Origin of the sequence: Streptococcus parasanguinis, from assembly GCF_016648925.1 — a bacterium.
Taxonomy (GTDB): domain Bacteria; phylum Bacillota; class Bacilli; order Lactobacillales; family Streptococcaceae; genus Streptococcus.
The window spans coordinates 63,949-85,110 of record NZ_JACLQX010000005.1; the positions used below are offsets into that span (position 1 = coordinate 63,949).

The window sequence follows — 21,162 nt, forward strand, 5'->3', positions numbered from 1 at the left end:
AAAGTGTTTTTTGAACTTTTTTTGTATATTTACACACCAGCATACAGTAAAACCCTTGATTTTAAGGGATTTTTAAGGAATAAAAATTTTTTAAAAAAAATTACTATTATGCTTTACATACTAGTAAAGAAAGAGTATACTGATAGTGAGCAAACTAGTATGTAAAACAAACTAGTGAAAAATGTGAAGAAAGAGGTGAGAAGGATGAAAGAGTCCCAATTACTAAAGGGAGTCTTGGAGGGCTGTGTGCTTGAGATTATTTCCAAAAAGGCTATCTATGGCTATGAATTGATCCAAAGTCTCAAAGAGATGGGATTTGATAAGATTGTCGCTGGGACCATTTATCCCCTCCTGCAAAAATTAGAAAAACAAGGGGTTATTCATGGGGAAATGAGGCCGTCTCCAGATGGTCCCGATCGTAAGTATTTTTCACTCAGTGATGCTGGAAAAGAGCGTTTAGGGGAATTTTGGGACCAGTGGCAGGAGCTAGTCACAAAAGTAGAACGTATCAAGAAGGAGGGGGACGAATGGTAGAAAGTTATACAGAAAAAATGTCAGATGAGTTGATTCATTTAAATAAAGAGGATCAAGCCTATGTGAAAAAAATGGTGGCCTATATTGGGGCTAAGTCCTATTTTTATGATGATGAAGCACTCGGTGAACAACTCTACAATATGGTTTGCGACCTGAAAGTTGCTGAGAAAGAAGGCATTCGGGCAGTAGATTATTTTGGAAAGGATCCACGGGCTATGGTGGACCAAGTTCTTTCAGATTTGCCTAAACGCTCTCTAGGATCTTATGTGGGACTCGTCTTCCTACTTGGAGTGATCTTAGTTGGCATGCGTTATTTAATGGATTTTACCTGGATGACGCCACTGAAAATCGAACCCCTGACCTATGTTGTCATTCTACTCAATTTCTTGGTGTTTAGCCAGTTCATCACGTGGCTTTGGTCCAAACAGAGCTATGGTGAAATGAAGTGGTCTTGGGCTATTTTTATCAGTGTGATCAGCCTGATGGTATTTCTGAACATTGTACGACTATGTTCGATCTATTTTGGCCACATTGGGAGTCTCTTCTTATCAGATGGTTGGGGGATTGTTCTTGCTGTCTTAGTCCTACTTGGGTTTACGGTCATGGCTTTTAGAAGCAAGGATCGTCTGATGACGAGTTTACTAGTCCTGGGCTTGACTTTCTTAGTTACTGGATGTTGGATTCGTCTTGTGAATCAGGAAACTGCTCATTTAATAGGCTGGCTACTTCCTCTCATAGGACTAGTCCTGACCCTTATTGTATTTTTTCTCCAAAGAAAGAAGGAAGAAGCATGAAATCAGCAATGTATTTTGAAGAAACGCAGGCCTTGATGCAAACCTTTAGCCAGGAGGACCAAGCTTATTTCCAAGATCTCTGGGATTATTTCAATCTTGCAGGTTTCTTATATGAGGAGAAAGCCTTAAGAGAGCAGGTCTATAATCTAGCGCTAGATTTTTCGCAAGCAGGAGCGGATGGCTTAACGGCCAAGGATTATTTTGGTCTCGATCCAAAGGGAATGGCAGACCAAATCATCGAAAATATGCCTAAAGAATCGACGCGGTCTGTACTAAAATATGGGGCTATCTTTTCAGGTATTGTGATTTTTTATCGCCTCTTAAGTGATTTTGCTTCCCAAGCGGTCCTTGTGCTCAAGCCTCTAGTCTATTTGACAGACATCATTTTGGGACTCCTAGCTGTAGGGATCATCTTTTATCTCCTTCGTCGTCTCATTTTTGCAGAGGAAAAAACGAAAAAAGCAATTTATGTAGCATTTGTTCTGGTATTAGGGATCTATTTTTTTAGTGAAATAGTGGGAGTTCGCTTCTTGCCTGCTTTTGCTTGGTTAGCGGTTCCTAGTCCTCGGGATACTCTTCTCATGACAGGGGCTAGCGGGGCTCTCATTCTTTGGCAATGGAAAGAAGAGTTTGGACGAGCTTTCATCTTTCCTATCATCGCCTTTTTAGTGGTTGGATTCTTACATCGCTGGACCTTGGCACAAGGAGTTCAGAATCTTGGTATGACGGTTCTTCTGCCCACAGTGATCATCGTTTTTGGGCTAGTTATTTATTATTGGTTTACGATTCGTGCTTTGAAAAAGAATAGGACGGAAAGTGATAAATAGAGAGGAAAGGGGGGCTGGGACAAAAGTCCTAGCCTCTCAATTGTTTTTGGATTGTCGAGCAAGACGCAGTGGTTGAGTGCTCAAAGCACTGCTTTGAGGTGGTAGATAGGACTTGCTAAGCAAGTTTCCTAAGTAGTTGTTCGCTTTTCAAGTTCCAAAGATGCCCTACTCAACTGTGCGGAGGTGGGACGACGAAATCGAATTCTGACGAATTACCGATTTCTGTCCCACTCTCTTTCTTGTTCAAGTATGATAGAATAAACTCATTAGATGGGAGAATAGATATGAATTTATTTCGAAAAAAGGGACTTGGGCAAGTACACCCCGGTCTAAATCGCCATTTACGTTTATGGGATTTGATTATTTTAGGAATTGGTGCCATGGTGGGGACAGGGATCTTCACGATTACAGGGACTGTAGCCGCGAATTTAGCTGGTCCAGCCCTCATTATTTCGATTGTGATTGCGGCTTTTTGCGTCGGCTTATCTGCCCTTTTCTTTGCTGAATTTGCGTCTCGCATCCCTTCAACTGGTGGGGCCTATAGTTACCTCTATGCCATCTTTGGAGAGTTTCCAGCCTGGATTGCCGGTTGGTTGACTGTGATGGAATTTATGACAGCTGTATCAGGGGTGGCTTCAGGTTGGGCTGCTTATTTCAAGGGCTTGTTGGCCAATCTTTGCTGGAGTCTGCCGACGGCTTTAAACGGGACTTTTGATCCAGCTAAGGGAACTTATGTGGATCTCTTGCCTATTTTGGTCATGGTTCTCATCACAGCCTTAGTTCTTATGAATGCAAAAGCGGTTTTACGCTTTAATTCCTTGCTGGTCTTACTCAAGTTCTCCGCTCTTGCCTTGTTTATTCTTGTCGGGATTTTTCACCTAAATCCTGGCAACTGGGCAAACTTTGCTCCGTATGGATTTGGCGAAATCTATGGTGGTCAGACAGGGATTATGGCTGGAGCTTCGCTCATGTTCTTTGCCTTTCTTGGTTTTGAGTCCATTTCAATGGCGGTCGACGAAATCAAGGAACCACAAAAGAACGTCCCTCGCGGCATTGTCCTCAGTCTCTTGATCACAACCATTCTTTATATCTTGGTCACCCTGGTTTTGACCGGTATGGTTCCTTTTAAGAACTTAAATGTAGAAGACGCGGTTGCCTTTGCCCTTCGTCAGGTCGGAGCTGGTTGGGCTGGAAATTATGTATCCTTAGTGGCTATTTTGACCTTGATTACCGTCTGCATTTCCATGACCTTTGCCCTTTCACGGATGATTTACAGTTTGGCGCGGGATGGGCTTTTGCCAAAAGCTATGAAACAGCTCGATCCAAAAACTAGAATTCCCAAAAATGCAACACTAGTAGCTGGCTCGATGGCTGCCATTGCTGGTGGAGTCTTTCCACTTGCAAGTATCGCTTCCTTCTTAAATATTTGTACCTTGGCTTACCTAGTTATGTTGGCCTTTGCCCTCTTGAAATTGCGCAAGGAACACGGGGCTCCTGGACCTGGTGAATTTAAAACACCCTTGGTTCCAGTCTTGCCAATCCTGTCGATTGTGGTCTGTCTGTCCTTTATGACCCAGTATTCCCTATCGACCTGGCTGGCCTTCGGAGTTGCTCTCCTGATCGGGGTCGGAATTTATTTCGGTTATGGGTATCGCCATTCAGAAGAAAATCAATAAAAGATGAAAGCTAGAGTAGAAGAACTCTGGCTTTTTACATAGAGAAAGCTCTTTTTTTGGTATAATAAAGGGAGAAAGTTAACTAGATAACAAAGGAGAAAAAAATGACATTTGAAGAGATTTTACCAGGCTTAAAGGCTAAGAAAAAATATGTGCGAACAGGATGGGGTGGAGCAGAAAACTACGTCCAACTCTTTGATACCATTGAGCAAAATGGGGTGGCTCTGGAAGTGACCCCTTATTTCCTCATCAACGTCTCTGGTGAGGGTGAAGGTTTCTCCATGTGGAGTCCAACTCCTTGTGATGTCTTAGCGACAGATTGGGTGGAAGTCCATGACTAAAAGTGTCTTGATTACAGGCGTGAGTTCCGGGATTGGTCTGGCTCAAGCTCGACTCTTTCTAGAAAAGGGCTACCAGGTCTATGGAGTGGACCAGGGAGCGGATCCCCAGTTAGCAGGTGATTTTCACTTCTTACAGAGGGACTTAACTCTTGATTTGACGCCGATTTTTGACTGGTGTCCTGAGGTAGAGGTTTTGTGCAATACAGCCGGAGTTTTGGATGATTACAAACCGCTTCTGGAGCAAAGCGCTCAGGAGACTCAGGAGATTTTTGAGATCAACTATGTGACCCCGGTGGAGCTGACACGGTATTATCTGACTCAAATGTTGAAGAAGAAGCAAGGGATCATCATCAATATGTGCTCCATTGCTTCTAGCCTGGCAGGAGGAGGCGGCCACGCCTATACCTCGTCCAAACATGCTCTAGCGGGCTTTACCAAGCAGTTGGCGCTTGATTATGCAGAAGCTGGAATTCAGGTCTTTGGCATCGCGCCAGGGGCTGTCAAAACAGGTATGACCGCAGCGGACTTTGAACCAGGTGGATTGGCTGACTGGGTAGCCAGTGAGACACCCATCAAGCGCTGGATTGAGCCAGAGGAAGTGGCAGAAGTCAGCCTCTTTTTGGCTAGCGGGAAGGCGTCTGCCATGCAAGGGCAGATCCTGACGATTGATGGTGGTTGGAGTTTGAAGTAGGAGGATGAAAAAGCAAGAGTTGAAATCTTGCTAAGAAATGTAATTGTTTTTTCCTTACTGAAAGAGGATCAAACCTAGGTGAACAATTAAGTTAGGACAGTGGTGAGACAGGTATTTACCTCTATGCTAAAGAAGATCTTACTGAACGAAATTAAACCTACCAGAGTGATCAGGATGAATCAGATTTCTTTATGATTGGTCACGATGGAGATCTAGCCTTTTTCACCAAAAAAAGACAGGGATAATAACAATTATGAAGATAACTGAGGGTAAGTTCAGAAGAACTTTTTGAATGGGCTACCTGAAACCTTAAGAGATTGTTTTAGAAGAAACGAATAGTACAATTGATTTGCTAAGTTATTGTGGAATGAAGGTGAAGTCATGATTAAATTAGTGAATGTTACTAAATGTTTTAGTGATGGATCGAATGTCAGATATATTTTCAAAAATTGTAATTTTGAATTTAAAAAAGGTAGCACGACTGCAATAATTGGCCGTTCTGGATTAGGAAAAACTACTCTTGTTAAATTAATATTAGGAATTACCAGTTTAAATGAGGGGGATATCTTAGTCTGTGGTAGTTCTACTTTAGATATGAAAAATTTGAGTAAGGTAAGGCGTAGGAATATTGGCTGTGTCTTCCAAAACTTTAATTTGATTTCAGGTGTTGATGGCAAAATTGAGTACGTAAGGAGATGATAAAATGAATCATTCCATATTATTCATTGCTAAAAGAGATTTAGAAGTTAACAAACGAAGATATAGATTAGTTCGACTGTCGATAGCGATCTCTGTTTTGCTAATTGTTTTAGTGATGCTCATTTCTAATTCTTTCTATAATAAAATGATTAAAGAAATGACTGTAGCAAATAAAAATGTTGTTACTGTTGCCTTTGGTAATAAAGAAAATTCTCTGAATTATAAAGCTTTGCCTTTATTTTCTAATGAAGATATTGATCGAGTAAAAAAAATAGATGAAGTAAAAAATGTTACTGGTGTAAAACTATTATTTACGGATGATATCAAATTCCAAAATGGTAAGACATCGGTTTCCAATACTATCCATTGTCTAGAAGAAAAGTATTTAAAAAACCTGAATATTAGAATTGCTGAAGGGAAATTTCCAGAGAAGGACAATGAAATATTAATCGGAGATTCCGTACACAAGGCTACATCAATGAATGTCGGAGATACGGTGACTATTAAGATTGATAATCATTATGAAAAGTTTGTAATTTCTGGCATTATAGACAAGCAAGAAGCGCAGTTATTTTCTACCTTGCCAACAGAAATAAATCAAATGATGGCAATCAATGTAAAAAGTAGTAGCGTTTCATCAAATAAGTATTACTATCTGAATGCTACTGTAAAAAATGGAACCGATTTAAATGAAGTAGCAAATAAGATAGAAAAGAATGTTTTAAAAAATGAAAATTTAAAACAATCTTTATCAGGAACAGGATTAGATGTTGTTGTAGCAACACAACAGGATGTTATCAATATGCTATCCAGATGGTTTTCCTACATCGACCTTTTTATCCTCTTAATCATAGTTCTTATCTCTATTGTAGCGATTATTAATATCATCAATATTCTTGCCATTACCATTCAGGAGAATCATAAACAGATCGCAACTTTTAAAATCATCGTTGCATCTGATCGACAGATAAAAAGAATATATTTATTTGAAAGCTTCATGATGGGAGTACGAGGTACAAGCGCGGGATTGGTGATAGGAATTGCTATTTCTTATTTGATCATCTTTTTGAGTGGATTGCCACTAGATATTGAACTTAGCAGATTGTTGTTCCCGGTATTAATAGGGATACTTACTTCAGTTTTTGCAGGATTATTGGTATCTAGAAAAATTACTAAAATAGATATTGAAAAAGTATTAAATCAATAGAGAAGAAATGATTAGTGGTAATAAGAGATGGTGTTGCAAAAAGAATAGCTATATTGATTTCACTATCGACTGATCTTTGAATGAAAGTAGAGGATTTGATGGAAATCAAAAAACACTTTGGTGTATACGGAGTCTGTCTTCAAGACGGGAAACTGCTCTGCATTGAAAAAACAAGAGGCCTCTATCAACATCGTTTTGATCTACCGGGTGGTAGTCAGGAAGTAGGGGAGGAGTTGACAGAAACCCTAAAGCGAGAAGTTCTTGAAGAGACAGGCTATACGCTTAGCAGTTTTTCAAATCCTAGAATTTACGATGTGATGGTTCAAGAAGAAGGGAAAGACTTTGCTGTACACCATATCATGGTCTTTTATGATATAGAACTTGATTTCGAAGGCCCTCAAAAACCCCTTCCTCAGGAGGTTCTTGACGGAAGCAATGATTCAGCAAAAGCAATTTGGTTGAACGTGGAAGACATTACTGCCGACAATGCTTCTCCTTTAGTATTGAAGGTGAAGGCAGAGTTAGGAGGATTTCCAGAATTAGAACTGACAAGCTATAGAAATTGGAAGGTAAAAGAAAAAAAGGAGAACCTATGACACCTCAAGAAATGTGGAATGCCTACAAGCAAATCAATCCCTCTATTGGAGATGAGATAGATGCCTGGGCCTTTGGAGTGGACCCAGACCTTTTAGCGGAACTGGTCTTTAAAGGCGAAAAAACAGCAACTGCCTCAGCTTACGATCTTTACGCAGTAGAGGACGAACCCCTTCCCCAAGAAGGAACCTTTGATGTTGTTTTAGACAGTAAGGATCAAGCTGTCTGCATTGTCGAAATTACAAAGGTTTCTGTTCAGCCTTTCCATCAAGTGTCAGCTGACCATGCCTATAAGGAAGGTGAAGGAGACAAATCTCTGGCTAATTGGCGTCAGGTTCATGAAGACTTTTTCAAAGACTGCTTTGGAGAAGCAGGTCTGACGTTTACACCTGACAGCAAGGTGGTTTTAGAAGAATTTCGCAAGGTTTATCCATTATAGAACACTCTTTTCTTTTAGAAAATCAGAAAAGAGAATAACTGTTTTCTATTAAAAAATACCTAGTGATTGTGTCAAGCTAAAAATACTGCCCAGTTCTTAGAACTATTAAAAGATTTTTTGAGACTTTCCGCTGTGAGAAAAGCGCTTGAAACCTAAAAGTTTCAAGCGCTCGGGAGTTTTGAAACTTTAGGTTCAAAACTAAATCATGGAACTTCGAAGAAGTTCGCTGATGTCCGTACTCACCCAAGGAAAGTCTCAACGAAGATTTGATCTTAATCTAACTCTCCTTCTAGGAGAGTTTTTTGGTTTGGGTCTTATTTTCCAAAAGGGCTAAAAAATGGTATAATGTAAGCGATATTGTACAGAAAAGAGAAATGTTATGCCAAATTATGCCATTATTTTAGCAGCGGGGAAAGGTACCCGTATGAAATCAGATCTGCCTAAGGTTCTTCACAAGGTTGCTGGGATCTCTATGTTGGAACATGTTTTCCGTAGTGTTGGAGCCATCTCACCTGAGAAGACTGTAACGGTTGTGGGCCACAAGGCGGAATTGGTGGAGCAAGTATTAGCTGGACAAACAGAATTTGTTAAGCAAACAGAGCAATTAGGAACTGGTCATGCGGTAATGATGGCAGAGCCAGTCTTGGAAGGTCTTGAAGGGCATACTCTTGTCATCGCAGGTGACACTCCTTTGATTACGGGTGAAAGCCTCAAACATTTGATCGACTTTCATATCAACCACAAGAATGTGGCAACGATTTTGACAGCCGAAGCAGCTAATCCATTTGGCTATGGTCGGATTGTCCGCAATGACAATGCGGAAGTGCTTCGAATTGTTGAGCAAAAAGATGCGACAGATTTTGAAAAACAAATTAAAGAAATCAATACAGGGACTTATGTCTTTGACAATGCACGCCTCTTTGAAGCTTTGAAAAATATCAACACAAACAATGCCCAAGGTGAATACTATATCACGGATGTCATCGGTATTTTCCGCGAATCTGGTGAAAAAGTCGGGGCCTATACGCTCAAAGATTTTGATGAAAGTCTTGGGGTTAACGACCGCGTGGCCCTTGCAACAGCAGAAAGCATCATGCGTCGTCGCATTAACCAAGCCCACATGGTCAATGGGGTGAGCTTTGTCAATCCGGATGCGGCCTATATCGATGTCGATGTTGAGATCGCACCAGAAGTGCAAATCGAAGCCAATGTTACCCTGAAAGGCCATACAAAAATTGGGGCTGAGACAGTTTTAACCAATGGAACCTATATTGTGGATAGTGAAATTGGGGCAGGTGCCGTTATTACCAACTCCATGATTGAAGAGAGCACGGTAGCCGATGGCGTAACGGTAGGACCATATGCTCATATTCGCCCAGGATCTAGCCTCGCCAAAGATGTCCATATTGGAAACTTTGTCGAAGTCAAAGGTTCGTCTATTGGCGAAAATACTAAAGCAGGTCATTTGACCTACATCGGCAACTGCCAAGTCGGCAGCAACGTCAACTTTGGTGCAGGAACCATCACGGTGAATTATGATGGCCAACACAAGTTTAAAACGACAATTGGAAACAATGTCTTTGTTGGCTCAAATTCGACCATCATTGCACCAGTTGAATTGGGCGACAATTCCTTAGTCGGTGCTGGATCTACCATTACCAAGGATGTTCCAGCTGACGCGATTGCGATTGGTCGTGGTCGTCAAGTGAATAAAGAAGAGTATGCCCTTCGCTTGCCACACCATCCTAAAAATAAATAGGAGATTCTCATGCAATTTGAAGAAAAAACCATTGAGCGCAAGGAGATTTATCAGGGACCGATTTTCCAAGTGGTCACTGATCAAGTAGAACTACCCGCTGGAAAAGGCCAAGCGCAGCGTGATTTAATCTTCCATAACGGAGCAGTAGCGGTTTTGCCGATCACAGAAGATGGGAAAACGATCTTGGTCAAGCAGTACCGCAAGGCGATTGAACGGACCTCGGTGGAGATTCCAGCAGGGAAGTTAGAAAAGGGAGAAAATGCAGACCCTAAAGCGGCTGCTCTGCGCGAATTGGAAGAAGAAATTGGCTACACAGCGGATCTAGAGTTGTTGTATGATTTTTATTCAGCCATTGGATTTTGTAATGAGCGGATCAAACTTTATGGTGCGACCAACTTGAAAAAGGTGGAAAATCCACGTCCACAAGATGCGGATGAGACCTTAGAGTTATTAGAAGTGACCTTGAAGGAAGCGAAAGATTTGATCCAAACTGGCGAAATCTGTGATGCCAAAACCATCATGGCCATCCAATATTGGGACTTAATCAATAAATAGAGGAGGATCCGATGGGAAAACCTTTATTAACCGATGAAATGATTGAACGAGCAAGGCGAGGTGAGGACATCACCGGTCCTAATATGGTCGATGCTGAAGAAACGAAGATTATTCGGACAGACCACAGAGGATTTGGCTACGAACGTCCTATGAGAGAGAGTCGTATGGAGCGTCCACAGGAGAGCTATTCTCAGGATACTGTGCAGATCCAAGTGGAGCCCACAGTGACCAAGAGTCGTCGCATTGAAGAACGCAAACAAAGTGTGGTCCAATCCAAACTCAATAAGATTTTGTTCTGGATCATTGTGCTCCTCATTGCCTTGATCATTGCTATTTGGCGTCTATAGGGTCGTCACAAGGAGAGAAATGACATGAAAATTGGAATTATCGCAGCCATGCCCCAGGAGTTGAAGATCTTGGTTGAAGCCCTTGAAAATGGGGAAAAGCATCTGCGTCTTGGAAAAGTCTACTATACAGGATCAATTGGACGCCATGAGGTCGTTTTGGTGGAAAGTGGTATCGGAAAAGTCATGTCTGCTATGAGTGTAGCAGTCTTGTCCAATGATTTCAAAGTGGAAGCCATTATCAATACGGGTTCTGCAGGTGCCGTTGCACCGGGAATGGCCGTTGGGGATATCGTCCTTGCAGACAAATTGGCCTATCATGATGTGGATGTGACAGCCTTTGGTTATAAGTATGGTCAAATGGCAGGTCAACCACTTTACTTTGAATCCAGTCGCTATTTCGTATCAGAAATGAAAAAAGTTCTGGAAGAAGAAGCTGCAACCACACATGTAGGCTTGATTACAACAGGAGATAGCTTTATCGCGAGTGAAGAAAAAGTCGCAGCAATTCGGGAGCATTTCTCAGAAGTCTTGGCAGTTGAGATGGAAGGGGCAGCCATTGCCCAAGCCGCTCATGCAGCTGGACGTCCCTTTATGGTTATTCGCGCCATGAGTGATACAGCAGATCACGCAGCCAATATTTCTTTTGATAAATTTATCGTAGAGGCTGGCGAACGCTCTGCTCAAACCCTGATTACTTTCTTGAAGAGATTGGTGTAGAAAAAATATAGGGAAATTGAACATGTATCGTGAATCGTATTTTGATGGAGGCCTATTTTCCTATATTGGCTATGTTTTATTAGCAACCTTCATTACAGTATTGACTTTGGGGATTTGTGCTCCTTGGGGCGTGTGCATTATGTATAACTGGAAGGTCAAGCATACCGTGATTGATGGTCGTCGTCAGTATTTTGACGGCACGGCTATGCAGTTATTTGGAAATTGGATCAAATGGTGGTTCTTTACCATCATTACATTTGGTATCTATGTGTTCTGGTTAAATATCAAGGTCACACAATGGATTACCAAGCATACTCATTTTATAGACTAATTGAAAAGGACTCGTCTAAGGACTAGTCCTTTTTTGAAGCCGAATCTTTCAGAAATAGGGAACTTTCATGCTATAATAAAGACAAGTAATGTAAAGGAGAGAATATGGTTTTATCAAAGAAACGGGCACGCCATGTGATTGAAGAAATTATCGCCCTCTTTCCAGATGCTAAACCGAGTCTGGATTTTCGTAATCATTTTGAATTACTAGTAGCAGTCATGCTCTCGGCTCAGACGACAGATGCAGCTGTTAACAAAGCGACACCAGGTTTGTTTGCGGCTTTTCCAACCCCACAAGCCATGGCAGCAGCCAGTGAAGCCGATATCGCCAAGCATATTTCTAAATTAGGTCTCTATCGAAATAAGGCCAAATTTCTCAAAAAATGTGCCCAACAATTGCTAGACAACTTTGATGGGCAAGTGCCTCAGACTCGTGAAGAGTTAGAAAGCCTAGCAGGAGTAGGGCGCAAGACAGCAAATGTTGTCATGAGTGTAGGTTTTGGTATTCCAGCTTTTGCTGTCGATACCCATGTGGAGCGGATCTGTAAGCACCATGATATTGTCAAGAAATCAGCTACGCCATTGGAAGTTGAAAAGCGGGTCATGGATGTTCTGCCAAAGAGCGAATGGCTAGCGGCCCATCAAGCCATGATTTATTTTGGAAGGGCTATCTGCCACCCCAAAAATCCTGAATGCGATCAGTACCCACAACTCTATCATTTTGATTAGGAATCAGTTCCTCTGCTCGAAAGAGCAGAGGTTCTTTTTTAGGCTGAACGTATATTTATTAAAAGGATTGAAAAGTGAACTTTTGCAAAGTTGTGGTACTAGGTGTCTAGACTCGCCTATTCAGCTTCTTTGAGATCGATTTCAAGATGCTTTTTCTTTATATCTTATTATATTCATTCAGAAAAAACGAACTTTTTTAAAATAAATTTGGTTTTTTTTTAAGAAATAGTGTATAATGGTAGAAAATCTAACATAAGGAGATAGTGATGAAAGCAAAAAAACTGTTAGCTCTTGCAGGAGTTTCTGTTGCAGGTGCCTTTCTTTTAGCAGCATGTGGCGGTGGTAGTAGCAATCAAGCAACCTACTCATTCGTCTATTCAGCAGATCCAAATACCTTGGATTACATCGCTGCAACTCGTACAACAACTTCAGATGTCACAAGTAACCTTGTAGATGGTCTTCTTGAAAACGACCGATACGGAAACTTTGTGCCAAGTCTAGCAGAAGATTGGACTGTCTCTGAAGATGGATTAACCTATACTTACAAACTTCGTAAGGATGCCAAATGGTATACGAGTGAAGGAGAAGAATATGGTGCTGTAACGGCTCAAGACTTTGTTACAGGGATCAAACACGCGGTTGAGTCTAAATCAGAAGGTCTCTTCTTGATTCAAAATTCGATCAAAGGTTTGGATGCCTACGTAAAAGGGGAAACCAAAGACTTTAACACAGTTGGAGTCAAAGCCTTAGATGACCACACCATCCAATATACTTTGGTTCGTCCAGAAAGCTTCTGGAACTCAAAAACAACCTCAGGTGTTCTTTTCCCAGTTAATGCGGATTTCTTGAAATCTCAAGGAAAAGATTTTGGTTCGTTGAAACCTAACAGCATCTTATACAATGGTCCATATTACTTGAAATCTTTGACTTCGAAATCTGAGATTGAATTGGTCAAGAACAAAGACTATTACGATGCGAAAAATGTTCATATCGATCATGTCAAATTGACCTTTAACGATGGATCAAACCCAGATTCTATCATTAAAAACTTTGAAAAAGGTCAATATTCCTTTGCATCTGTTATGCCAAACAGTTCGACGTATAAGAGCGTTAAGAAAAACTTTGGCGACAACATTGTCTACGGTTTGCAATTGGGAACATCCTACTATCTTGGATTCAACTTGGACCGTCAAAAGTATGACCACACTGCCAAAACAACGGATGAACAAAAAGCTTCTACCAAGAAAGCAATTCTGAACAAGGACTTCCGTCAAGCGGTGAACTTTGGCTTTGACCGAAAATCATATGCGGCACAAGTATCTGGATCTGATGCGGCTGAAAATACCCTTCGTAGCACTTTGGTGCCACCAACTTATGTCCAAGTCAATGGAGAAGATTTTGGTAAAGTCGTTGAAAAACAATTGGTTACCTATGGGGATCAATGGAAGGGTGTGAGCCTGGCCGATGGTCAAACTAGCCTTTACAACCCAGAAAAAGCCAAAGCTTCATTTGCGAAAGCCAAAGCTGAATTGCAAAAACAAGGCGTTCAATTCCCAATTCATTTGGACTACATTGTCAGCCAAGTGGACAACAGCATGGTCCAACAAGCTAGCTCCTTCAAACAATCTGTAGAGTCAGCGCTTGGTGCAGACAATGTCGTTGTAGACCTTCAAAAGGTTTCGGATGATGATTTCCAAAATATCACCTACTTCAGCGATACTGCTGCTGCGAGAGATTACGATATCTCAGGCGGTGGTTGGGCTCCTGACTACCAAGACCCATCGACTTACCTCGAAAGTATCAGCCCAGTAAATGGTTCTGTCTTCTACTATCTTGGTATTGATGCAGGTTCAAATAATCCAGCCATTGCAACAGTTGGTTTGGATCAATACGCTAACATGTTGAAAGATGCCGATGCTGAATTGTTGGATCAAGCAAAACGCTATGAAAAATATGCAGCAGCGCAAGCATGGTTGACAGATAGCTCGATTACGCTTCCAACTGTTTCAAATGGTGGTGCTCCAATGCTTCAACGGACCGTACCATACAGCCGTGCTGCTTCATGGGTTGGTACAAAAGGAACAGGAACCTTCTACAAATACCTTGAAATGTCCAAAGATGTTGTCACCACAAAAGACTTTAACAAGGCCAAAGAAGAATGGTTGAAGAAAAAAGCAGAATCCAATAAAAAAGCTCAAGAAGATCTCAAAGATCACATCGAAAAGAAAAAATAAATCAATCATTGTTCCATCAATGAGGATAAAAAAAGTCGGAACCTTCATGTGAGGGTTCCGGTTTTTTAGGTATCGAATGTTAGTCCATCTCGTTCTTTTAGATGAAAGATAGATCAACCACTGCATCTTGCTCGGCAATCCAAAAACAGTTAAGAGGCTAGGACTTTTGGCCCAGCCTCTTAACTATAGACGGGTGATCATCATTCTATTCACTAAATCTTAAAAAATAGCCATCTGGATCTAAAACTGCAAATTCATGAGGATAGATATAATGGTCGCCAACAAGAAATTCTCTTTTGTTGTACCCTATGCTTTTTAGCGAAAACGTTTCCTATTTAAATAAACTCTAAAAAATGATAAAATATTTGTAAGTCAACCACTTAAGGAGGTTAAGCATTGTGAAAAACAAAATCTTATTAGGTTCTATGACGCTCCTATCTGCATTTATACTATCAGCATGCGGAAATGGAGAAAAGAAAACAAACAAAACTACAGTAGCACCAACAACTGAAGTCACTAAAGAAACTACGGATGCACCAACGACAACAACTCAAACAACAACTCCTGGGTCTTCTTCTGGGGCAAAAGAAATATCCCTTGCAGATACTCAACGTATCGGAAATGAAAAATTTGGTTATATCAATATCCCTAAAGATTGGGTCGTACGCACTACTCGAAGTAGCAAAGCGCTCGAATATTTATCACCAGACAAAAACAATGCGTTAATAATGGATTCAAACACTAAAGATACTGTTAAACTTGGCCCCAACGAAACCTTTGACGCAGAGTTACTTGCGAACCGTTTATATAGCTCATTCGGAAAACACAAAAATCGAACTAGTATAGAAGGTGTAAAAGCTATATTTGCCGGTGGGGACGCTTTCTTAATAAAAGTAACAGTTAAAGATGGGAGTACTTTATACGTATGGGTATTCCAAAGAGGAGATAAAGTATACACAATCATAATCCAAGGTTCAGAAGATATGATTAAATCCTTAAGACCTGTTCTCGAGCAATCTTGGGGCCTAGATCCGAATACTCCGGGGAAATAATCCTTAAAAAACTAAAAGAGACTAATCAATGTGATTAGTCTCTTTCTTTTTTTGTTTCTTTTTCTACTCTAGTGATCTATTTTCTTATTCACTAAATCTTAAAAAATAGCCATCTGGATCCAGAATTGCAAATTCATGAGGATAGATATAATGGTCGTCAACACGAAATTTTCTTTTAATTAATGGGCGATGAATAGGATAGTTGGCTTCTAACAATTTCTGATAGAGCCTAGGGACATCCTCTATACCAAAGGAGATGTTAATTCCTTGGCCAAATGGGTAGGTTAGTTCAGCTAATTCTTCAACTGTCCCCTCCTCTAGCATGAGCTGGCAATCTTCAAGAGACAGGAAGAGAAATTTTTCTTCTGGGCGCTGGTATTCGATGGTGAAACCCAGTAAATCACAGTAAAAGGAACGGGACTGTTCTATATTCGATACCATAAACTCGGGAATTACTGCATTGTAGTTCATAAAGAAAATCCTTATAATTTAATCTCCAAGACAATGGGTGTGTGGTCTTGGCGTGCGCCTGAGTCAATCATGTCTGACTTGGTAACCTTGTCTGCTACACGGTTACTTGTGAGCCAATAGTCGATTCTCCAGCCTGTATTGTTGATTTTTGAGGTTTTACTGCGTTGTGCCCACCAAGTGTAACGCTCCGGTACTTCACCGTGGAGGTGGCGGAAGGTATCTGTAAAGCCTGCTGCTAAAAGGTTGGTAAAGCCTGCACGTTCTTCGTCTGTGAAACCTGGTGAACGACGGTTGCTGGCAGGGTTGGCAAGGTCGATTTCCTTGTGAGCAACGTTGTAGTCTCCAGTAGCAAGGACAGGTTTTTCTTTGTCTAAGTCAGCCAAATATTCAGCATATTTGACATCCCAGACTTGACGTTCTGCTAAACGTTTGAGGCCATCACCGGCATTAGGAGTATAGACTTGTGTTACAAAGAAGCCATCAAATTCCAGGGTAATGATCCGGCCTTCCAAATCCATGGTTGAAGGAGCTCCAATTTCAGGGAAATTCACAATTGGAGTGAGCTCTTTTTTATAGAGGAACATGGTTCCAGCATAGCCTTTGCGAGCTGGCTCTTGAGAAGAACGCCAGGTATTTTCGTAGCCAGGAAAGAGTTCCTCAAGAATTTCGAGGTGTTTTTTGGTTGGACCTTTAGCGGATAGCTTGGTTTCTTGAATAGCGATGATATCAGCATCTTCAGCTACCAAGGTTTGAAGGACTTCTTGAGAGAGTTTAGCACGTGCTGAATCGCTGGTCAATGCAGCATTAAGCGAGTCGATATTCCATGAAATGAGTTTCATTGTGTTTCCTTTTCTTGACATAATTGATAGTTTTATTATAACAAAATTTTAATGATTTTCTGATCACAATGCCTTGAAATCTCTTGTGAAATCTATTATAATAGCTTGAATTCATTTGGAAAAAGGGAGTTGTTTATGAAATTTTACTCTTATAACTATGTGTTGGGTCAGATCAGCCAGCAAAACTGGGTGACCATTGGGATATCTGGCTTGCTTGTTCTTCTGACTGGTTTTTTTGCGGTGAAAGCCTATCGGGAGAAGCACGATAGCAAATTCCGCGAATTATCTATTATCTCCATTTTAACTCTGGTGGCAGTGGTCTTGATCAGTATCAGCAATTTCCAAAATAGCCAAAGTAATAATGATCAGTTCCAACGCTCACTCCATTTTATTGAGGTCATCTCAAAGGAGTTGGATGTCAAAAAAGAAGATGTCTATGTCAATACTTCAGCAGCCACAGATGGGGCGATCCTGAAGGTTGGAGAGGTTTATTACCGAGCTATCGCAGGATCTGACCCAGATAGCTACCTATTAGAAAAGATGGATCTGTATAAAACAGACGTGGAACTTGTGGAGGTGAACAAATGACAGTAGATTTTTTAGCCATTTTGATTAAATTAGCTCTCGGCTTGATTTCCTTGGTATTTGTAATCAATGTGACCGGGAAAGGAAACTTAGCACCAAGTTCTGCAGTAGACCAGATACAGAACTTTGTTCTTGGGGGAATTATTGGTGGGGTCATCTACAATAGCTCCATTACCATTCTTCAATACATTGTGATTCTCTTGATGTGGACTATTTTGATCTTACTCTTAAAATGGCTCAATACCAATGTCCGTTTTATGAAGCACTTGATCGATGGCAAACCAACTGTCATTATCAAAAATGGGAAGCTTGATCCGGAAGCTTGTCGATCCAAGGGACTTTCTGCTTCAGATGTTGCCTTGAAATTGCGTTCACAAGGAATTTTCCAATTAAAAGATGTGAAGCGCGCTGTTATTGAACAAAATGGTCAATTGATTATTGTCCGTGCGGGGGATGAAAATCCTAAATATCCGATCATTACGGATGGAGTGGTTCAGCTTGAAATTTTGGAAACAATTGGAAAAAGCGAAGAGTGGTTGCTGGCTGAATTGGAAAAAGAAGGCTATGACAACGTTTTGGATATTTTCATTGCTGAGTATGACAAAGGAAAAATCAATGTTGTGACTTATTAGAAAAAAAGATTGGGCGAGCATGTCCAATCTCAAATTGAAGACAAAATAGTCTTAAAAACTTTCCTTAGGTGAGTACGGACGTCAGCGAACTTCTACGAAGTTCCATGACTTAGTTTTGAACCTAAAGTTTCAAAACTCCCGAGTTCCTGAAACAATTGTGTTTCAGGAACTTTTCTCACGGCGGAAAGTTTCGACATATGCTTGAATAAGCTTAAAAATTAAAAATCAATATTTTTTCAACCACCTCACATAAGGTTGTACATGTAAAAAAGTTTGTGTTAATTTCAAGATTGGACGAGCCTGTCCAATCTTTTTTCTTTATAAAATTCCAGGAAAGGGCTCTTCCTTTTCTTGAGATACTCTGGGAAAAATAGTAAAATGGAAGGTAAGTGTTCATTAGAAAAGAAGGATAGAAAATTTCATGAAGAAGAAAATACGGAAGTTTGAGAATCATTCGATTACACGCAGACTCTACCTGCTGTTTAGTTTGATTTGCCTTCTTTTTTTGGTGCTGATTGCCCGACTTGGCTATATGCAGATCACTCACCAAGCCTACTATACGGATAAATTGGCAAAAGCTACGAAAAAGACGGTCAAACAAGGGAGTGTGCGAGGGCAAATCTATGATGCTTCTGGTAAGCCCTTGGTGGAAAATGTGGGCAAACAGGTCCTGACTTTTACGCGCGATCGCAAAATGACGGCCCAAGAAATGCGAGAGACAGCTGGGAAACTCTTACAGTATGTCGACGTAGAAAATCCTCAGGTAACCGAACGGCAAGAAGTGGATTACTATCTAGCCAATACCAAAGTATACCAAGAGGTCGTAGAGCACCTGCCTGAGAAAAAGAAATTTGATACCGATGGCAATCGTCTACCAGAAGCTAAAATCTATCAAGCAGCAGCGGACAGCATTGACCCTTCAAAACTCGGTTACACGGATGATGAGAAAAAGATTATCTATCTTTATAGCCAGATGAATGCTGTGGAGAATTTTGCGACGGGGATTATTTCGACGCAAGCACTAGGAGCTGAGCAGATTGCGACCATCGCGGCTGACAGTCAGGACCTTCCTGGAATTGCGATCACGACCAGCTGGGACCGCAAGGTTTTGGATACTCCTTTAGCTTCTATCATCGGAACGGTTTCGACTGAGCAGGCAGGACTTCCAGCAGAAGAGGTTGAGGACTATGTCAAAAAAGGTTATGCCCTCAATGACCGGGTTGGAACCTCTTATCTCGAAAAGGAATACGAAAACGTCCTTCAAGGAAAACGCAGTGAAAAAGAAATTCTCCTGGATAAAAATGGCAATATGGATAAAGTGGTAGACATTTCAAAAGGAGCTAAGGGGGAAAACCTCAAGCTCTCGATTGACTTGGATTTCCAAAAAGGGGTGGAAGATATTCTCCGCTCTGCCTTTAGCGCAGAGTTGCAAGCTGGAAATGCGACCTACTCCGAAGGTGTCTATGCTGTAGCCCTTGAGCCTGATACAGGGAAAGTCCTTGCCATGGCAGGGATCAAACACCAGGCTGGTAGTCAAGATTTATCAACCGATGCTTTGGGAACAGTCACCAATGTTTTCGTCCCAGGATCGGTCGTTAAAGGAGCAACCTTGACTTCAGGATGGGAAAATGGTGCCATTTCCGGCAATCAAGTACTGACCGATCAGCCCATTGTTTTTGCAGGATCAACGCCGATTAACTCTTGGTTTACCCAATATGGCAGTCGCTCCATCAATGCAGTAGAAGCTTTGGAATATTCTTCCAATACCTACATGGTTCAAATTGCTCTTAAGATGATGGGGCAACCCTACACTCCAAATATGACCTTACAAGTAGATCAAGTGGACCCTGCTATGAAAAAACTCCGTTCTACTTTTGCAGAGTACGGTCTTGGAACGTCAACGGGGATTGACCTTCCCAATGAATCGACCGGTTTTATCCCGAAAGAGTATACAGTCGGTAATTATTTGACCAATGCCTTTGGCCAGTTTGACAACTACACCCCTATGCAATTGGCTCAGTATGCGGCAACCGTTGCAAATGATGGGAAGCGGGTGAGTCCTCATGTCGTCGAAGGCATCTATGACAATAATGATCAAGGTGGCCTCGGTCAGTTGAAAAAAGCGATCGAAGCCAAGGAGCTCAATCAAGTCCATATCTCAGCGGAGAACATGGCTTTGATCAAGCAAGGGTTTTACCAAGTGGCCAATGGTACGAGTGGGTTGACGACAGGAAAAACCGTTGGTCGTGGGGCCAGTGTGCCCATCAGTGCAAAGACTGGTACAGCTGAAACCACTGTCGATGGGGGCAAACAAGCCATTAATACTAATGTGGTGGCGTATGCACCATCGAATAATCCAAAGATTGCGGTAGCGGTGGTCTTTCCACATAATACCAATCTACAGGCGACAGTTAGTCATTCCATTACGCGTGACATTATTAACTTATACAATCAGAAACACCCCATGAATTAGAAAGGAAACTATGCTTTATCCAGCACCTATTGCAAAATTAATTGACAGCTATTCCAAGTTGCCAGGAATTGGGATCAAAACAGCGACCCGTCTTGCTTTTTACACTATTGGCATGTCAGATGATGATGTTAATGAATTTGCCAAGAACTTACTAAATGCCAAGCGTGAGCTAGGGTATTGCAGTATTTGTGGCAATTTGACTGATGAAGAAACCTGCGAGATTTGTCGAGATGAAACGCGGGATCCATCCCTCATTCTTGTTGTAGAAGATAGCCGGGATGTCTCTGCTATGGAAAATATCCAGGAATACCACGGTCGCTATCATGTCTTGCATGGCTTGATCTCACCCATGAATGGCGTGGGACCCGATGATATCAATCTCAAGAGTTTGCTCAGTCGCTTGATGGATGGAACAGTTACTGAGGTCATTGTTGCGACCAATGCGACGGCAGACGGGGAAGCGACTTCTATGTATATCTCACGCGTGCTCAAACCAGCAGGCATCAAAGTGACCCGTTTGGCACGGGGGCTAGCAGTTGGAGCCGATATCGAGTATGCGGACGAAGTGACCCTTCTTCGCGCGATCGAAAATCGGACAGAATTATAAGAGAAGTTCTTTCGAAAGGGCTATCATTGT

24 protein-coding genes and 1 pseudogene are annotated in these 21,162 nt (G+C 41.4%); 22 read left to right on the plus strand and 3 right to left on the minus strand.

The annotated features are described in order from the left end of the window. Positions 1 to 204: 204 nt before the first annotated feature. From H7T97_RS02985 to H7T97_RS03065, 17 genes are all read left to right on the plus strand, one after another. A complete protein-coding gene (locus H7T97_RS02985) occupies positions 205 to 534 on the plus strand; it encodes a PadR family transcriptional regulator (RefSeq protein WP_201089349.1) in 330 nt (109 codons plus the stop codon). Continuing rightward, positions 528 to 1,328: a hypothetical protein gene (locus tag H7T97_RS02990; RefSeq protein WP_201089351.1), complete on the plus strand. Its 801-nt coding sequence runs from the start codon at positions 528 to 530 to the stop codon at positions 1,326 to 1,328. The genes H7T97_RS02985 and H7T97_RS02990 overlap by 7 nt, the downstream gene beginning before the upstream one ends. Continuing rightward, the gene (locus H7T97_RS02995; protein WP_201089353.1) at positions 1,325 to 2,155 is read left to right on the plus strand and encodes a hypothetical protein; all 831 of its coding nucleotides are present in this window, start codon (positions 1,325 to 1,327) and stop codon (positions 2,153 to 2,155) included. Before H7T97_RS02990 ends, H7T97_RS02995 begins: the two co-directional genes overlap by 4 nt. A 284-nt stretch (positions 2,156 to 2,439) precedes the next feature. After that, positions 2,440 to 3,831, plus strand: a complete 1,392-nt coding sequence (locus H7T97_RS03000; protein WP_201089355.1) for an APC family permease — start codon at positions 2,440 to 2,442, stop codon at positions 3,829 to 3,831. Between the two features lie 104 nt (positions 3,832 to 3,935). After that, positions 3,936 to 4,172 carry a DUF2829 domain-containing protein gene (locus H7T97_RS03005; RefSeq protein WP_000141913.1) on the plus strand — a complete coding sequence of 79 codons (237 nt, stop codon included), beginning with the start codon at positions 3,936 to 3,938 and terminating at the stop codon, positions 4,170 to 4,172. Continuing rightward, positions 4,165 to 4,863: a 3-oxoacyl-ACP reductase gene (locus tag H7T97_RS03010; RefSeq protein WP_201089357.1), complete on the plus strand. Its 699-nt coding sequence runs from the start codon at positions 4,165 to 4,167 to the stop codon at positions 4,861 to 4,863. Before H7T97_RS03005 ends, H7T97_RS03010 begins: the two co-directional genes overlap by 8 nt. A gap of 381 nt (positions 4,864 to 5,244) precedes the next feature. Continuing rightward, the gene (locus H7T97_RS03015; RefSeq protein WP_260314054.1) at positions 5,245 to 5,562 is read left to right on the plus strand and encodes an ATP-binding cassette domain-containing protein; all 318 of its coding nucleotides are present in this window, start codon (positions 5,245 to 5,247) and stop codon (positions 5,560 to 5,562) included. A 4-nt stretch (positions 5,563 to 5,566) separates the two neighbouring features. Next, on the plus strand, positions 5,567 to 6,769 hold the full coding sequence (locus tag H7T97_RS03020; protein ID WP_201089359.1) for an ABC transporter permease: 1,203 nt from the start codon (positions 5,567 to 5,569) through the stop codon (positions 6,767 to 6,769). 98 nt (positions 6,770 to 6,867) lie between these two features. Further along, positions 6,868 to 7,365 (plus strand): NUDIX hydrolase, encoded by a 498-nt coding sequence (locus tag H7T97_RS03025; protein ID WP_201089361.1) that lies wholly within the window; start codon positions 6,868 to 6,870, stop codon positions 7,363 to 7,365. Continuing rightward, positions 7,362 to 7,802 carry an ASCH domain-containing protein gene (locus H7T97_RS03030; protein WP_070505843.1) on the plus strand — a complete coding sequence of 147 codons (441 nt, stop codon included), beginning with the start codon at positions 7,362 to 7,364 and terminating at the stop codon, positions 7,800 to 7,802. The genes H7T97_RS03025 and H7T97_RS03030 overlap by 4 nt, the downstream gene beginning before the upstream one ends. A 379-nt stretch (positions 7,803 to 8,181) precedes the next feature. Beyond that, positions 8,182 to 9,561 carry a bifunctional UDP-N-acetylglucosamine diphosphorylase/glucosamine-1-phosphate N-acetyltransferase GlmU gene (glmU, locus tag H7T97_RS03035; protein WP_049491613.1) on the plus strand — a complete coding sequence of 460 codons (1,380 nt, stop codon included), beginning with the start codon at positions 8,182 to 8,184 and terminating at the stop codon, positions 9,559 to 9,561. A 9-nt stretch (positions 9,562 to 9,570) separates the two neighbouring features. Beyond that, positions 9,571 to 10,116 (plus strand): NUDIX hydrolase, encoded by a 546-nt coding sequence (locus H7T97_RS03040; RefSeq protein ID WP_003006238.1) that lies wholly within the window; start codon positions 9,571 to 9,573, stop codon positions 10,114 to 10,116. An 11-nt stretch (positions 10,117 to 10,127) separates the two neighbouring features. Next, positions 10,128 to 10,463 carry a cell wall synthase accessory phosphoprotein MacP gene (macP, locus tag H7T97_RS03045; protein WP_023917587.1) on the plus strand — a complete coding sequence of 112 codons (336 nt, stop codon included), beginning with the start codon at positions 10,128 to 10,130 and terminating at the stop codon, positions 10,461 to 10,463. Positions 10,464 to 10,487: 24 nt separating this feature from the next. Beyond that, a complete protein-coding gene (locus tag H7T97_RS03050; protein ID WP_201089363.1) occupies positions 10,488 to 11,180 on the plus strand; it encodes a 5'-methylthioadenosine/adenosylhomocysteine nucleosidase in 693 nt (230 codons plus the stop codon). Between the two features lie 22 nt (positions 11,181 to 11,202). Next, positions 11,203 to 11,511 (plus strand): YjgN family protein, encoded by a 309-nt coding sequence (locus H7T97_RS03055; protein WP_049483430.1) that lies wholly within the window; start codon positions 11,203 to 11,205, stop codon positions 11,509 to 11,511. Positions 11,512 to 11,615: 104 nt separating this feature from the next. Then, complete coding sequence (nth, locus tag H7T97_RS03060) at positions 11,616 to 12,239, plus strand: endonuclease III (RefSeq protein ID WP_003006251.1); 624 nt, start codon at positions 11,616 to 11,618, stop codon at positions 12,237 to 12,239. Between the two features lie 266 nt (positions 12,240 to 12,505). After that, on the plus strand, positions 12,506 to 14,473 hold the full coding sequence (locus H7T97_RS03065) for a peptide ABC transporter substrate-binding protein (RefSeq protein ID WP_070450444.1): 1,968 nt from the start codon (positions 12,506 to 12,508) through the stop codon (positions 14,471 to 14,473). A 205-nt stretch (positions 14,474 to 14,678) separates the two neighbouring features. Here H7T97_RS03065 and H7T97_RS03070 read toward each other — a convergent pair. Beyond that, a pseudogene (locus H7T97_RS03070) lies at positions 14,679 to 14,771 on the minus strand (bleomycin resistance protein); the annotation flags it as partial. Between the two features lie 100 nt (positions 14,772 to 14,871). Here H7T97_RS03070 and H7T97_RS03075 point away from each other — a divergent pair. Continuing rightward, entirely contained in the window at positions 14,872 to 15,525 is a 654-nt protein-coding gene (locus H7T97_RS03075; protein ID WP_201089365.1) for a hypothetical protein, read from the plus strand. An 84-nt stretch (positions 15,526 to 15,609) separates the two neighbouring features. Here the strand turns inward: H7T97_RS03075 and H7T97_RS03080 are convergent, their stop codons facing one another. Both H7T97_RS03080 and H7T97_RS03085 read right to left on the minus strand, forming a co-directional pair. Beyond that, positions 15,610 to 15,996: a bleomycin resistance protein gene (locus H7T97_RS03080; RefSeq protein ID WP_201089367.1), complete on the minus strand. Its 387-nt coding sequence runs from the start codon at positions 15,994 to 15,996 to the stop codon at positions 15,610 to 15,612. Between the two features lie 11 nt (positions 15,997 to 16,007). Then, positions 16,008 to 16,835: an exodeoxyribonuclease III gene (locus tag H7T97_RS03085; RefSeq protein ID WP_201089369.1), complete on the minus strand. Its 828-nt coding sequence runs from the start codon at positions 16,833 to 16,835 to the stop codon at positions 16,008 to 16,010. Between the two features lie 135 nt (positions 16,836 to 16,970). Between H7T97_RS03085 and H7T97_RS03090 the strand changes: the two genes are divergently transcribed. From H7T97_RS03090 to recR, 4 genes are all read left to right on the plus strand, one after another. Continuing rightward, on the plus strand, positions 16,971 to 17,423 hold the full coding sequence (locus tag H7T97_RS03090; RefSeq protein WP_009732501.1) for a DUF3290 family protein: 453 nt from the start codon (positions 16,971 to 16,973) through the stop codon (positions 17,421 to 17,423). Then, positions 17,420 to 18,052 carry a DUF421 domain-containing protein gene (locus H7T97_RS03095; RefSeq protein WP_201089371.1) on the plus strand — a complete coding sequence of 211 codons (633 nt, stop codon included), beginning with the start codon at positions 17,420 to 17,422 and terminating at the stop codon, positions 18,050 to 18,052. Before H7T97_RS03090 ends, H7T97_RS03095 begins: the two co-directional genes overlap by 4 nt. 421 nt (positions 18,053 to 18,473) lie before the next feature. Continuing rightward, entirely contained in the window at positions 18,474 to 20,525 is a 2,052-nt protein-coding gene (gene pbp2b, locus H7T97_RS03100; protein ID WP_201089373.1) for a penicillin-binding protein PBP2B, read from the plus strand. 10 nt (positions 20,526 to 20,535) lie between these two features. After that, the gene (gene recR, locus H7T97_RS03105; protein WP_021152853.1) at positions 20,536 to 21,132 is read left to right on the plus strand and encodes a recombination mediator RecR; all 597 of its coding nucleotides are present in this window, start codon (positions 20,536 to 20,538) and stop codon (positions 21,130 to 21,132) included. Positions 21,133 to 21,162 lie beyond the last annotated feature (30 nt).

Excerpts from the sequence above, each read along its gene's own strand:
- H7T97_RS03090 (WP_009732501.1), top strand. The coding sequence starts at position 16,971 with ATGAAATTTTACTCTTATAACTATGTGTTGGGTCAGATCAGCCAGCAA.
- nth (WP_003006251.1), top strand. The coding sequence starts at position 11,616 with ATGGTTTTATCAAAGAAACGGGCACGCCATGTGATTGAAGAAATTATC.
- H7T97_RS02990 (WP_201089351.1), top strand. The coding sequence starts at position 528 with ATGGTAGAAAGTTATACAGAAAAAATGTCAGATGAGTTGATTCATTTA.
- H7T97_RS02995 (WP_201089353.1), top strand. The coding sequence starts at position 1,325 with ATGAAATCAGCAATGTATTTTGAAGAAACGCAGGCCTTGATGCAAACC.
- H7T97_RS03055 (WP_049483430.1), top strand. The coding sequence starts at position 11,203 with ATGTATCGTGAATCGTATTTTGATGGAGGCCTATTTTCCTATATTGGC.
- H7T97_RS03095 (WP_201089371.1), top strand. The coding sequence starts at position 17,420 with ATGACAGTAGATTTTTTAGCCATTTTGATTAAATTAGCTCTCGGCTTG.
- H7T97_RS03030 (WP_070505843.1), top strand. The coding sequence starts at position 7,362 with ATGACACCTCAAGAAATGTGGAATGCCTACAAGCAAATCAATCCCTCT.
- H7T97_RS03080 (WP_201089367.1), bottom strand. The coding sequence starts at position 15,996 with ATGAACTACAATGCAGTAATTCCCGAGTTTATGGTATCGAATATAGAA.
- macP (WP_023917587.1), top strand. The coding sequence starts at position 10,128 with ATGGGAAAACCTTTATTAACCGATGAAATGATTGAACGAGCAAGGCGA.
- H7T97_RS03005 (WP_000141913.1), top strand. The coding sequence starts at position 3,936 with ATGACATTTGAAGAGATTTTACCAGGCTTAAAGGCTAAGAAAAAATAT.
- H7T97_RS03085 (WP_201089369.1), bottom strand. The coding sequence starts at position 16,835 with ATGAAACTCATTTCATGGAATATCGACTCGCTTAATGCTGCATTGACC.
- H7T97_RS03040 (WP_003006238.1), top strand. The coding sequence starts at position 9,571 with ATGCAATTTGAAGAAAAAACCATTGAGCGCAAGGAGATTTATCAGGGA.
- H7T97_RS03000 (WP_201089355.1), top strand. The coding sequence starts at position 2,440 with ATGAATTTATTTCGAAAAAAGGGACTTGGGCAAGTACACCCCGGTCTA.
- glmU (WP_049491613.1), top strand. The coding sequence starts at position 8,182 with ATGCCAAATTATGCCATTATTTTAGCAGCGGGGAAAGGTACCCGTATG.
- H7T97_RS03025 (WP_201089361.1), top strand. The coding sequence starts at position 6,868 with ATGGAAATCAAAAAACACTTTGGTGTATACGGAGTCTGTCTTCAAGAC.
- H7T97_RS02985 (WP_201089349.1), top strand. The coding sequence starts at position 205 with ATGAAAGAGTCCCAATTACTAAAGGGAGTCTTGGAGGGCTGTGTGCTT.
- H7T97_RS03020 (WP_201089359.1), top strand. The coding sequence starts at position 5,567 with ATGAATCATTCCATATTATTCATTGCTAAAAGAGATTTAGAAGTTAAC.
- H7T97_RS03050 (WP_201089363.1), top strand. The coding sequence starts at position 10,488 with ATGAAAATTGGAATTATCGCAGCCATGCCCCAGGAGTTGAAGATCTTG.
- H7T97_RS03015 (WP_260314054.1), top strand. The coding sequence starts at position 5,245 with ATGATTAAATTAGTGAATGTTACTAAATGTTTTAGTGATGGATCGAAT.
- pbp2b (WP_201089373.1), top strand. The coding sequence starts at position 18,474 with ATGAAGAAGAAAATACGGAAGTTTGAGAATCATTCGATTACACGCAGA.
- recR (WP_021152853.1), top strand. The coding sequence starts at position 20,536 with ATGCTTTATCCAGCACCTATTGCAAAATTAATTGACAGCTATTCCAAG.
- H7T97_RS03065 (WP_070450444.1), top strand. The coding sequence starts at position 12,506 with ATGAAAGCAAAAAAACTGTTAGCTCTTGCAGGAGTTTCTGTTGCAGGT.
- H7T97_RS03010 (WP_201089357.1), top strand. The coding sequence starts at position 4,165 with ATGACTAAAAGTGTCTTGATTACAGGCGTGAGTTCCGGGATTGGTCTG.